Below are 13,553 nucleotides of genomic sequence, written 5' to 3' on the forward strand. Positions count from 1 at the left end.
TTGCAACGCGGAGGGGCAAAAACACAAGAAAAAAAACATGGCTGCACGCCACGCTTTTTTCTTGTGTTTTTGTTTCTTTTAAATTTATTAAAATTTTTTTGTGGTGTTTTTGCAAAGGATCCACATAAATGAATTATAAAAGAATTTGTTTCAAAAATAGGGCACAACTAGAACTTTTTTTAAAAAATTATTCGATTTCTTTAGAAAAAATTGCAAAAATTCTTGGTTTTTCAAAATCTACAATATGAAGAGAAATAAAAAATAATTCGACCGAAAATGGGTATATAGCTGAAGAAACTGAAAACAAATCTAAAATAAGAGAAAAATGAAAATATCAATTTAAATTGGAATCTGATTTTTATTATTACAAGGAATTCACAAAAGTATTTTTAGAAAACTTTGACAATACTTATTCAGGGGTAAAAATTACCTGATTCAAAATAAAGAATCATTATGATTTTCCAATACCTACAATCAAAACAATTTACAATTGAATGAACAGTGGGTTATGAGCTTTGACAATAAAAACAAGCTACGTCCACGTTATAAAAAAGGTGGAAAAAGAACTGGTGACACAACAACAAGACTTGTAGGTAATAGATATGTTATACCAATAACTTTTAGACCTAAAAATGTTAATGATAGATCTGAATTTGGACATTGAGAAGCTGATTTAATTGTCGGTAAAAAAGGAAAAACCACTGCACATTTATTAACCTTTGAAGAAAGACAAACTCGTTACGGATTGATAAGAAAAGTACCAGATAAAAATCCGTGAAATGTGGCAAAAGTGTTGTTTGAATTAATTAAAGAAAAAAGACTAAATGTTAAATCTATAGCTATTGATAACGGACTGGAATTTAAGTCGTTTTTCATGATTGGTTATAGGTTGCAAATTAAAATTTATAAAGCTGATTCATATGCTTCTTTCCAAAAAGGATCAATTGAAAACTTTGATGGTTTAATAAGAAGAAAATATCCGAAGAAAACGAATTTTATCAAAATATCGGATGAAGAAATTATGGAAACAGAAAAACAAATAAACAATATGCCAAGAGAAATTCTTGATTATTTTTCAGCTGATGAGTTGTTTTTCGATTTGTATTATTATAAAAAACCTTGAGATTCGAAAATACAAGAAATCCAATTATATGATCGTGCTTTTAGAAAAAGAAAGTCCAATACTGAAAGAAACAAATTCTTCAAATGATATAAAAAATAATTAAAATTTAAAGAAACACTACAAAAAACACCACCTCATATGTTGCGTTGGGAGTGGTGTTTTTGTTGCACTGGAGATTACACTCAAGCAAAACTCGCAATCGCGAGTTTTTTATTAAGCTTCTGGAGCTTCTTCAATAAGCTTTTTAGCATCTTCAATTTTAACTGTGAAAAATGAAGTAACTCCACGTTTTTGCATTGTAGCACCAAAAAGGTGATCTACACGTGTCATTGTTCCATGACGGTGAGTAATAACGATAAATTGTGTTTGATGTTTAAGTTGTTGTAAGTATTCAGCAAATCTCACAACATTTGATTCATCAAGTGCAGCTTCAACCTCATCTAAGATACAAAGAGGAAGAGGTCTTGCTTTAAGAATTGCAAATAAAAGAGAAATTGCAATAAGTGATTTTTCACCACCAGAGAATAGCTTTAAGTTCTTAATACTTTTACCTGGAGGTTGCGCAAAAATTGAAATTCCAGATTCAAGCACATTTTTAGGATCTACAAATTCAACTTTAGCGCTTCCACCACCAAACATTGAGCTAAAGACGTTGTTAAACTCTAAGTTAATATCATGCACAACGTTTGTTAAGCGAGTAATAATGATTTTATCCAGTTCTGCAATAGCTTCAATAACTGCATTTTTAGCTTCAACAAGTTCATCACGATCAGCTGTAAGTTTGTTGTATCTTGATTCTACTTCTTCAAGTTGTTCGATAGATTCAAGGTTTACATTTCCAAGTTCAGCAATTTCACTTCTAATATCAGCAATAATTTCACCAGCAGCTTCCACTGAAATTTGAAGTGGGAAGTTTTCTCTTGCAAATTCTAAAGTTAATTTATAGAACTCAGAAAGACGTTCTTTATGCACTGCAAGTGTTGAAGATGCTCTGTTAGCTTCTTCAATTTTGCTACGGTATGAATTGTTTAATGCTTTTAAATTTTTGTATAAGTCATTTCTACTTCTATCAAGAGCATTAATTTCATCATCTAAAGTAGCTTTAGTGCTTCTTTTAGCTGAAAGATCGAATTGAGTTACTGAAAGATTTCTTTTAGCTTTATTTAAATCTTCAAGCGCATCATTTACTTTAGCTTCTTTGCCTACATTTTGCACACTTTCACCAAGTGATGAAGCTTGCACTTTAGCTTCTTCAAGCGCAGCATTGGCATTTTCTAAAAGAACATTATTAGCACTAATTTTACTGCTATATTCTCTAAAATAATGTTCTTTTTGGTTTCTTTCGGTAGCAAGGTTTTCAATTTCGGTTTGAATAGCACTCATTTGAGAGTTAATTCCAGGAAGTTCATTTTCCATTTCTTGAATTTTTCTATCTAAACCAAGGAGTTCTTCACTTTCTTGTTGAACCCCTCCAACCATAACTCCACCAGGACGAACAATGTCCCCTTCCATGCTGACAACCATATATTTTCTTTCTAATAAAACAGAGATTTTATCAGCAAGATCAACTTTATCAACAACAATGACGTTTCCAAGTAAGAATTGCGCTAATTTAGCAAATTCAGGTTTAGTTTTAACTAAATCACTCGCGATTCCAACAAATCCTGGTTGACTTCTAAGCACAAGTAAATAATCGTCTCTAATTCCTTTTTCTTTAATTGAAGTAAGAGGGATAAATGTAGCTCTACCACCATTATTTGCTTTTAAAAAGTTAATTGCTTTAACAGCTGTATCTGAATTATCAACTACAATGTGTTGCAATGCGTTAGATAAAATAGTCTCAATAGCTACTGAATATTTACTTTCGACTTCAATTAAATCAGCAACAATCCCTTTAAACCCTCTAAAGTTAGATTTATTTTCTAAAATAGTTCTAGTCCCTTTAAAAAGGTTAGTTCTTTTGCTTTGTTTTTCTTTTAACAGTCTTAATTGAGTTTCGTAAGAAATTTTACGTTTATTAAGAGATTCGAATTTAGCTCTTCTTTCATTTAATAAAGCATTTTTTTGACTGATAAATGTTTTTGATTCTTCTAACTTACTTTCAAGATCATTTTTGATATCTTGGTAGTAGTTAATTTGGTGTGTAAGTTGTTCAATTTGATTAAATATAGCTTTCTTTCTTTGTTCTGGATCAACATTTAACTCACCACGAGCAATCATTTGAAGTCTTTGGTTTTCTAAATCAAATGAACGCTCTAAGTTGTTAATGGTTTGATTAAGAGCCATTTCAACACCAGCAAGCTTATTAATTTCATTATTAAGTTCATTTGATTCAATTTTCTTACGATCAATTTTTTTAGTAATTTCTTCAATATCGTTTTCGTATGATTCTTTAGTTTCTTGAACACCTTCTAAGTTTGCATTAAGTTCTTCGCTCAGTGCTGATAATCTTTCAATTTCGTGTGCTAAATAACCAATTTCAATTTCTTTAAGTTCTCTGGATTTATCACGATATTTAATAGCTTTTTCAGCTTGTTTTCTTAATGGTTCAAGTTGTCTTTCAAGTTCATTAATACTTGTGTTGATGTTTTTTAATGAACCTTCACTTTTTTCTAATTTTTTAATTGCTTCTTCTTTTCTGGTTTTGTATTTAGATACACCAGCAGCTTCTTCAAAAATTCCTCTTCTTTGTTCATCACTAGATTGAGCAATCTCACTAACTGTTCCTTGAGAAATAATTGCAAGTGAGCTTTTTCCAATTCCTGATTGCATTGCAAGAGCTTTAATTTGACTATGAAGAGCAGGTTTATTGTTCATAAAATATTGGTTTAAACCTTTTCCTCTTTGAATCACCCTTTCGATTGTCACAACACCTTCTTGTGGGTCTTCAAATGTTAATTTTACGCTTGCTTTATTCATTGCAGGCACAATTTTTGATCCTGAGAAAATAACATCTTGCATGTTATCCCCACGAAGTTCTTTTGAACTTTGTTCCCCTAAAACTCATTTGATCGCATCGTTGATGTTACTTTTACCTGAACCGTTAGGTCCTACAACTCCAACAACACCCCCATCAAAACGAAGTGTAACTGGATCAGCAAAACTTTTAAATCCATGTGTTTCAACTTTAATTAATTTCATTTTTTACCTTCTTTAATTGTCGCTTTTTAACTTAGTTAAAGCATCAGTAGCTGCTTGCGTTTCAGCTTCTTTTTTTGTATTCCCTATTCCGCTACCATAAATTATTTTATCATGGATAGCTTTTGCCTTGAATTTTCCATCACTGAGCTGCTCAACTTGATAGTGGATATTTTCCTTGCTTACGCTTTGGAAGTATTCTTGAAGCTCAGTTTTTGAATCTTTGTTATGTCCGCCATGAATATCATCGATAATATCAAAAAGATATTTACCAATGAATTTAGCAGCAAAACGAAATCCTTTATCTAAATAAACTGCAGCAACCATTGCTTCAAAAACATCAGCTCTTACTTTTTGAGAAAACTTAACATCAGTTTCCATTTGTCCACTTCCAGTGCGGATAAGCTCCACTAAACCAAGTGATTCGGTAATGTTTGCAAGAGTTTCGGTTCGCACTACATTAGCTCTAAGTCGAGTTTGATATCCAGGTTCCAATTTATTATATTTACGGAAAATGTAATCTGAAGAAACTAACTGCAAAATTGCATCCCCTAAAAATTCTAGCTTTTCATAACTATGAGCTGATCGATGATTTACCAAATATGACGAGTGAGTGATGGCTTCTTGATATAGTTTAATATTCGAAGTTTCAATTTCGTTTAGAAACAAAAAATGCTCAAGTGAAGTTGCTTTAGTAATTATTTTATTCATTAGCAACCTCTTTTAATTTATTTAAAAGATCATTTTCAAAGGCTGCTTTAAGTTTTTCAAGTGTTGTTTCATAGCTTTTTTGATCGCTAGACCCGTGATTTTTAATTGCTAGAACATTAACACCTAAAACTCAACCAGAAGCTGCATTTCGATAATCTAAAACTTCCATTGTATCTTTGAAAGCACCTTTTAAAAGAAGTGCAGCAAGCTTATATTTAAGCTTTTTCATAATTGACTCTTTTAAAAGGTCTCTAAATGTGAAAATTGCACCTTCATAACTTTTTAGAATTAAATTTCCAGCATATCCATCGCAAATAGCAATGTCGTAATCACCTTTAAGCAAGTTTCTTGGTTCACTAAAACCAATAAAATTAATGCTTGAATCTTGCTTAATTAACTTAGCAGATTCTTGTAAAAGCTCTGGCCCTTTATATTCTTCTGTCCCAATATTTAAAATAGTAAGTTTTGGATTGTTTTTACCATGCATTTGCTTATAAAAAGCATTAGTTAGCTTAGCTCATTCATATAAATATTCAGGTTTAACTATAATGTTAGCCCCAATATCTAAAAAGAGTGTTTTTTCTCTTTTTACTGTATTAATTTCAGCCATAAATGCAGGACGACTAATTCCATGAATACGCTTAGCTTTAAGAGTTAAAAGTGAAATGTAAGCACCACTATCACCACTAGAAACAATTGCATCAGCTTCTTTATTTAAAACTAAATCAATAGCTTGATTCATTGAAAAATCTTCTTTGATAATAGCGCGGATGTTTTTAATATCACTTGGTTTGTTTTTATTTAAAATGAATTTGATGTTGCTTGGAATTTCTTGATCGTACTTAATTTCATCAGTGTTTCCAACTAAAATAATTTCAATTTCTGGATTATTTGTAGTAAATTTGAGTGAAGCAAAAAAAGCGGCCATTGGACCGTTATCATTCCCGTTAATATCGAAAGCAATTCTATACTTAATCATTATTCTACCCCAATGTAAAAGTGATAATTCGGTTGATTTCCCTCGATAATTTCAACTTCAATATCATATTTACTATTAATATAATTAAGTAATTCTTCTGCTTCAGTTAAGCTAGATTCATCTCCATAATAAATTGACACGATTTCATTTTTTGGTTTAATCATGCGGTCTACTAATTTTCTACCAGCTGTAAAGAGATCTTTTTCAGAAGCAACAATTTTGTTATCTAAAATACATAAAAAGTCTTCTTCTTTGATTTTAACATTATTAATTTTGGTATTACGCACAGCTTGTGTAATTTCACCAGTTGATACACCTGCAATTGCTTCTTGCATTTGTTCTAAGTTATCTTCTGAAGGAATTTCACTGTTGAAATTCATCATTGCTGTAATTCCTTGAATTTGAGTTTTAGTTGGGACAATAATTACATTTTTATCAGTAACCACTTGGGCAGCTTGTTGAGCAACTAAAATCACGTTTGAATTATTAGGAAGCACAAACACAGTTTCAGCATTAACTTGTTCAATTGCATTAATTAAATCTTGAGCTGAAGGGTTTTGAGTTTGCCCGCTTTCAACAATGTAATCACAGTTAAGTTCTTTCATTGTTCGAATAATTCCATTCCCTAAATTACATGAAACTACACCACAAAGAGCTCTAGGAGAATTTTTATCTGCAAGTTCCATAGTTGTAGCTTTAGAATCGTTAGCTTGCAGTGTCATATTCTCAGATTTAATTTTGATAAATTCACCGTATTTTTGACCAAAGTTAAGCATATCACCAGGTTTTAAAGTGTGCCCATGTACTTTTAAAAGGTTATCATCATTAACAATAACTAATGAGTTAGCAATTTTTTCAAGTTCAGCGTTAAATTTGTTTTTGTCAAAATCTTTTCAATTTGGCATATCAATTAAAAACTCAGTGCAGTATCCAAATTCACCATCATAAACCTCGCTATCACTAATAAAAGCTGTGATTGCCTCTTGCTCTTCTTTTAAGTTCACTGGATTTCCATGAAGAAATTCATTCATTCCTCATAAGATTTGGTATAAACCTTCCCCGCCACTATCGGTAACTCCAACTTCACGAAGAGTTTTTAATTTATTTGGAGTTTCATCACAACTTTTACGAGCGTAAGCAACAATTTCATCAAAAAGATCTTCTATTTCAAGGTCTTTTTGATCAAAGTGATTTTTACGTAAATTTTCTGAAATTTCCCGAATAACAGTTAAGATAGTTCCTTCAATTGGTTTAAATACTGATTTGTAAGCTCTCTGAGTTGCTGATTCAAAAGCGATGATTAAATCATTTGCAGAAAGTTTCTTTTTCTTATCGACACCAAGAGCAAAACCTTTTCAAATTTGGCTTAAAATAACCCCTGAGTTTCCTCTAGCTTCATAAATGGTATCATGAGCAACTGACGCAGCTACTTTAGATACATCTGGATTGTTTAGTTTTTCAAGGTTTTTAACAGTAGCTAAAAATGTTGAAGACATATTAGTTCCAGTATCACCATCAGGAACTGGAAAAACATTTAATGAATCGATTCTGTTTTTGTTATTTGCTAATGCATAAGCACCAGAGATTATAGCTTTGGATAATTTTTCTCCATCTAAAAATTTAGACATTAATTACTCCTTTAATGAAAATAGTTAAATTATCTAATTTCATTTTTTTCTTTTTAAGTTCATATTGTAATCTTTGTAAGATCTCTTTTGAAATAATATTTACTGATATATCGTTTTGAATTTGTAAGTTGACTTTAAAAACTCAACCTTGGTTTAATTGGTAAACATGTAAGCGATTAAAAATTTGTTTCTCATCTAATGGTCAATCAAGTTCTTCTTGTTCTTGTTCAAGGCCTGAATTATTTAAGGGCAAAATTGAAACAATTCCTGGTTGAGCAATAATTACCCTGTAGAAAATTTCTTGTGCAGCTTCAATACTCATGCGCAAATACCTCTTGCCTATTTAAATATGAAATTTAAATATATAATATTAATATTATTTTATAAAGTAATTAATTGTTATTATATACAAAAAAAGGAAAATTGAAAATGTCTCATAGTGAAATGATAGGGATTGTACTTGATATTTACCCTTATGAAGAAAATGCTCATATAGTTTCATTTTATACCAATAGCGGAATTTTGAATTTATATGCACTTGGACTTTCTAAACCAAAGAGCAAAAACAGAGCAAATTTACAAATTGGACTTCCTGTAAGAATTGAATATTATAAGCCACGTTTTGAAGGAAAAATCGGAAAGCTCAAAAAAGTTCATATTGTAGAGAATTTTAAATTTTATGATGAGACAGTTAGCCAATTTAAATTAAAAATTACTAAGGTTTTAAAACAATGTGAATTTCGCAGCTTATTTGTGAGCAAATACCTTAAAATTCTTCCTGAAATTAACCCCTATAATATAAATTATATATATACGCATTTTTTAACCCAGTTTATAACTATGTTTGGGATAGCTCCAAACTTCAGTAGTTGTAGGATTTGTAACAGTTATAAAGCAATCGTTTATTTTGATTTAGAAGAAGGTGGTTTTATTTGCAATATTCATGAAGAACAAAAATGAATGGATGTTAATTTACTTAATTTAATTTGATCTTCTTATAATGATGTCTATACATATATAAATAATGTTGATGAACTCTTTAATAATGATTTTCAAAAAAAGTTAAAAAAAGTTTTGGTTAAAAATGGTGTTGGTGTATAATAATATCACGCAAATTAAAAACGAAGCTTTTCAAAAAAATATTTAAAAAAGTTTTTGATTTTTAAAAATGGTGTTATAATAATTTAGCAACATTTGCGAAATAAAAAGTTCTTTGAAAACTAGATATATACAATGTACATGACAGTCAATTTTTTCGAGAGTTTGATCCTGGCTCAGGATGAACGCTGGCTGTGTGCCTAATACATGCATGTCGAGCGGAGTTCTTCGGAACTTAGCGGCGAATGGGTGAGTAACACGTACTTAACGTGCCCCCTTGATTGGGATAACGCTGAGAAATTAGCGCTAATACCGGATACTTAAATATCTCGCATGAGGTATTTATAAAAGGAGCCTTTAAAGCTTCACAAGGGGATCGGGGTGCGTAACATTAGCTAGTTGGTGAGGTAATGGCTCACCAAGGCGATGATGTTTAGCGGGGTTGAGAGACTGATCCGCCACACTGGGACTGAGATACGGCCCAGACTCCTACGGGAGGCAGCAGTAGGGAATTTTCCACAATGGGCGAAAGCCTGATGGAGCGACACAGCGTGCAGGATGAAGGCCTTCGGGTTGTAAACTGCTGTTATAAGGGAAGAAAAAGTCGAGGAGGAAATGCCTTGACCTTGACGGTACCTTATCAGAAAGCAACGGCTAACTATGTGCCAGCAGCCGCGGTAATACATAGGTTGCAAGCGTTATCCGGAATTATTGGGCGTAAAGCGTCTGTAGGTTGTTTGTTAAGTCTGGTGTGAAAACTTGGGGCTCAACCCCAAATTGCATTGGATACTGGCAAACTAGAATTGTGTAGAGGTTAGCGGAATTCCTTGTGAAGCGGTGGAATGCGTAGATATAAGGAAGAACATCAACATGGCGAAGGCAGCTAACTGGACACATATTGACACTGAGAGACGAAAGCGTGGGGAGCAAACAGGATTAGATACCCTGGTAGTCCACGCCGTAAACGATGATGATTAGCTGATGGGGAACTCATCGGCGCAGCTAACGCATTAAATCATCCGCCTGAGTAGTATGCTCGCAAGAGTGAAACTTAAAGGAATTGACGGGGATCCGCACAAGCGGTGGAGCATGTGGTTTAATTTGAAGATACGCGTAGAACCTTACCCACTCTTGACATCTTCTGCAAAGCTATAGAGATATAGTGGAGGTTAACAGAATGACAGATGGTGCATGGTTGTCGTCAGCTCGTGTCGTGAGATGTTCGGTTAAGTCCTGCAACGAGCGCAACCCTTGTCCTTAGTTAAACGTTCTAGGGAGACTGCCCGGGTAACCGGGAGGAAGGTGGGGACGACGTCAAATCATCATGCCTCTTACGAGTGGGGCAACACACGTGCTACAATGGATGGTACAAAGAGACGCAATACGGCGACGTGGAGCAAATCTCAAAAAACCATTCTCAGTTCGGATTGTAGTCTGCAACTCGACTACATGAAGTCGGAATCGCTAGTAATCGTAGATCAGCTACGCTACGGTGAATACGTTCTCGGGTCTTGTACACACCGCCCGTCACACCATGGGAGCTGGTAATGCCCGAAGTCGGTTTTGTTAACTACGGAGACAACTGCCTAAGGCAGGACTGGTGACTGGGGTGAAGTCGTAACAAGGTATCCCTACGAGAACGTGGGGATGGATTACCTCCTTTCTACGGAGTACACCTTTCAGTTTAGTGCTGAAAAATACAACAAAAATTATTAAATATTAACGACAAATAATAGGTCATGTCATATATCTAGTTTTGAGAGAACTTTCTCTCTTTGTTCTTTGAAAACTGAATAGTAAAGTAAAGATATTAAATTAATATAACAACGACATCAAAAAATAAATTAGTCAATTTGTTTTGTGATACCGAGTTAATTATTATTTTAAAAATAATAATTTATTGAAATGTCTTTGAATACATCAAACAAATAGGTAAATATTGTTACAACTTTTAAATAAGTAAGAGTTTGTGGTGGATGCCTTGGGTCTGGAAGTCGATGAAGGACGTGATTACCTGCGATAAGCCTCGTGGAGCTGGATATGAGCTACGATACGGGGATTTCCGAATGGGGAAACCTAGCTAGAGTAATTTCTAGTTGCTGTATAATGAATCAAATAGTTATATAGACGAGACACGTTGTGAACTGAAACATCTTAGTAGCAACAGGAAGAGAAAATAAATAATGATTCCATTAGTAGCGGCGAGCGAACGTGGAAGAGCCCAAACCGACATTAGTCGGGGTTGTAGGACTATCTACATGAAGTTACAAATCTTTATCATAGCAGAATAGCGTGGGAAAGCTAAGCAAAGAGGGTGATACTCCCGTAAGCGAAATGGTAAAGACTTCTGATAGTATCCTGAGTAGGGCGGGGCACGTGAAACCCTGTCTGAATCTGCCGGGACCATCCGGTAAGGCTAAATACTAACCAGACACCGATAGTGAACTAGTACCGTGAGGGAAAGGTGAAAAGAACCCCGGGAGGGGAGTGAAATAGATTCTGAAACCACTTACTTACAATTAGTCAGAGCCCATTAAAGGGTGATGGCGTACATCTTGCAGTATGGACCGGCGAGTTATGATAACATGCGAGGTTAAGTGGATAAAAGCGGAGCCGCAGAGAAATCGAGTCTTAATAGGGCGTTTAGTATGTTGTCATATACCCGAAACCATGTGATCTATTCATGAGCAGGCTGAAGCTTGGCTAACCCCAAGTGGAGGGCCGAACCGTAGTACGCTAAAAAGTGCCCGGATGACTTGTGAATAGTGGAGAAATTCCAATCGAACTTGGAGATAGCTGGTTCTCCTCGAAATAGCTTTAGGGCTAGCGTGTGATGTTAAACTTTGGTGGTAGAGCACTGAATATGGAATGGCTGCGCCTAGCGGTACTGACTATAATCAAACTCCGAATACCATTGTGTATTGTCATGCAGTCGGAACCGGGGTGCTAACGTCCCGGCTCGCGAGGGCAACAACCCAGATCGTCGGCTAAGGTCCCAAAATTGTGTTAAGTCAGAAAGGTTGTGAGATTTCATAAACAACTAGGAGGTTGGCTTAGAAGCAGCCATCCTTTAAAGAGTGCGTAATAGCTCACTAGTCAAGAGATCTTGCGCCAATAATGTAACGGGAGTAAAACACAATACCGAAGCCACGGGTACGAAAGTACGTTAGAGGAGCGTTCTTAGGGCGGTGAAGTCAGACCGTGAGGACTGGTGGAGCGCTAAGAAGTGAGAATGCCGGTATGAGTAACGATTTGAGGTGAGAATCCTCAACGCCTATTGGGAAAGGTTTCCTGGGGAAGGTTCGTCCACCCAGGGTTAGTCAGGACCTAAGGAGAGGCCGAAAGGCGTATTCGATGGATAACAGGTTAATATTCCTGTACTGGCTGTTATTAGTGATGGAGTGACGGAGAAGGATAACATTACCCATTATTGGATTTGGGGGTAAATGCAAACTGGTGAGTGTAGTTAAATGCGCACTCTATAACCGGGATGTATGATGCATAGCTCATTTGAGCGAATTATGTGATTTCATGCTTCCAAGAAAAGCTTCTAAACGTTTAAAATAACGGTCACCTGTACCGAGAACGGACACACGTTCCCAAGATGAGTATTCTAAGGCGAGCGAGAAAACTAGTGTTAAGGAACTCTGCAAAATGACCCCGTAAGTTCGCGAGAAGGGGTGCCAACTTTGAGTTGGCCACAGTAAATTGTGAGGGGCAACTGTTTATCAAAAACACAGCTCTCTGCTAAACCGTAAGGTGATGTATAGGGGGTGAAGCCTGCCCAGTGCCCGAAGGTTAAGTGGATGCGTTAGCTTATGCGAAGCGTTGAAATGAAGCCCGGGTGAACGGCGGCCGTAACTATAACGGTCCTAAGGTAGCGAAATTCCTTGTCGGCTAAATACTGACCTGCACGAAAGGCGCAATGATCTCTCAACTGTCTCAACACTAGACTCGGTGAAATTATGGTCCCAGTGAAAACGCTGGGTACCCGCATCAAGACGAAAAGACCCCATGGAGCTTTACTACAACTTCGTATTGGAACTTGGCCTAACATGTGTAGGATAGGTGGGAGACGTTGATCTTAAGGCGCTAGCCTTAAGGGAGTCGCCGTTGAAATACCACCCTTGGTATGTTGAGTTTCTAACCTGCCGCCGTTATCCGGTGGGGGGACAGTGCGTGGTGGGTAGTTTGACTGGGGCGGTCGCCTCCTAAAAGGTAACGGAGGCGTTCAAAGGTACACTCAATATGGTCAGAAACCATATGTAGAGCGCAAAGGTAGAAGTGTGCTTGACTGCGAGACCTACAAGTCGAGCAGGTGCGAAAGCAGGACTTAGTGATCCGGCTGTACGTCATGGAACGGCAGTCGCTCAACGGATAAAAGTTACCCTGGGGATAACAGGCTTATCTTGCCCAAGAGATCACATCGACGGCAAGGTTTGGCACCTCGATGTCGGCTCATCGCATCCTGGAGCTGGAGTCGGTTCCAAGGGTTTGGCTGTTCGCCAATTAAAGCGGTACGCGAGCTGGGTTCAGAACGTCGTGAGACAGTTCGGTCCCTATCTGATGTGGGCGTTGGAATATTGATGAGAGCTGCTCTTAGTACGAGAGGACCGGAGTGGACGTACCGCTGGTGTTCCAGTTGTTCCGCCAGGAGCATAGCTGGGTAGCTAAGTACGGAAGGGATAACCGCTGAAAGCATCTAAGTGGGAAGCCTCCTCAGAGATGAGTATTCCCTTGAAATTCCTTGTAGACTACGAGGTTGATAGGATGGAAGTGTAAGTGTAGTAATACATTCAGCTGACCATTACTAATAAATTGATAGGTTTAAAAGTTAAGATGTTATTCAAGACATTTTAATGAATTATTATAAAGA

Annotated in this window: 6 protein-coding genes, 2 rRNA genes and 1 pseudogene; 4 read left to right on the forward strand and 5 right to left on the reverse strand. The window is 35.9% G+C overall.

Going from position 1 to position 13,553, the window contains the following annotated elements; translation table 4 throughout:
• Nucleotides 1-128: 128 nt before the first annotated feature.
• Nucleotides 129-1,222 (forward strand): annotated as a pseudogene (locus GOQ20_RS01350) (IS30 family transposase).
• Between the two features lie 114 nt (nt 1,223-1,336).
• On the opposite strand, the gene GOQ20_RS01355 reads toward GOQ20_RS01350, so the two are convergent.
• The 5 genes from GOQ20_RS01355 to GOQ20_RS01375 are packed head-to-tail and all read right to left on the reverse strand — an operon-like array spanning nt 1,337 to nt 7,901.
• Nucleotides 1,337-4,264 (reverse strand): AAA family ATPase, encoded by a 2,928-nt coding sequence (locus tag GOQ20_RS01355; protein WP_167845113.1) that lies wholly within the window; start codon nt 4,262-4,264, stop codon nt 1,337-1,339.
• A gap of 12 nt (nt 4,265-4,276) precedes the next feature.
• On the reverse strand, nt 4,277-4,972 hold the full coding sequence (rnc, locus tag GOQ20_RS01360) for a ribonuclease III (protein ID WP_167845114.1): 696 nt from the start codon (nt 4,970-4,972) through the stop codon (nt 4,277-4,279).
• Nucleotides 4,965-5,951, reverse strand: a complete 987-nt coding sequence (gene plsX, locus GOQ20_RS01365; protein WP_167845115.1) for a phosphate acyltransferase PlsX — start codon at nt 5,949-5,951, stop codon at nt 4,965-4,967. Before plsX ends, rnc begins: the two co-directional genes overlap by 8 nt.
• Complete coding sequence (locus tag GOQ20_RS01370; RefSeq protein WP_167845116.1) at nt 5,951-7,579, reverse strand: DAK2 domain-containing protein; 1,629 nt, start codon at nt 7,577-7,579, stop codon at nt 5,951-5,953. The genes plsX and GOQ20_RS01370 overlap by 1 nt, the downstream gene beginning before the upstream one ends.
• Nucleotides 7,572-7,901, reverse strand: coding sequence for a hypothetical protein (locus GOQ20_RS01375; RefSeq protein WP_167845117.1), 330 nt, complete (start codon nt 7,899-7,901; stop codon nt 7,572-7,574). Before GOQ20_RS01375 ends, GOQ20_RS01370 begins: the two co-directional genes overlap by 8 nt.
• Before the next feature lie 107 nt (nt 7,902-8,008).
• Between GOQ20_RS01375 and recO the strand changes: the two genes are divergently transcribed.
• The 3 genes from recO to GOQ20_RS01390 all read left to right on the forward strand — a co-directional run bounded on the left by recO (nt 8,009) and on the right by GOQ20_RS01390 (nt 13,512).
• Nucleotides 8,009-8,680 (forward strand): DNA repair protein RecO, encoded by a 672-nt coding sequence (gene recO / locus GOQ20_RS01380; RefSeq protein ID WP_167845118.1) that lies wholly within the window; start codon nt 8,009-8,011, stop codon nt 8,678-8,680.
• Between the two features lie 150 nt (nt 8,681-8,830).
• Nucleotides 8,831-10,340, forward strand: a 16S ribosomal RNA gene (locus GOQ20_RS01385).
• A gap of 286 nt (nt 10,341-10,626) precedes the next feature.
• A 23S ribosomal RNA gene (locus tag GOQ20_RS01390) occupies nt 10,627-13,512 on the forward strand.
• Together the 16S and 23S rRNA genes form the textbook arrangement of a ribosomal RNA operon.
• The last annotated feature ends 41 nt before the right edge of the window (nt 13,513-13,553 follow it).

Origin of the sequence: Mycoplasmopsis gallinacea (assembly GCF_012220205.1) — a bacterium.
Lineage (GTDB): Bacteria > Bacillota_I > Bacilli_A > Mycoplasmatales > Metamycoplasmataceae > Mycoplasmopsis > Mycoplasmopsis gallinacea_A.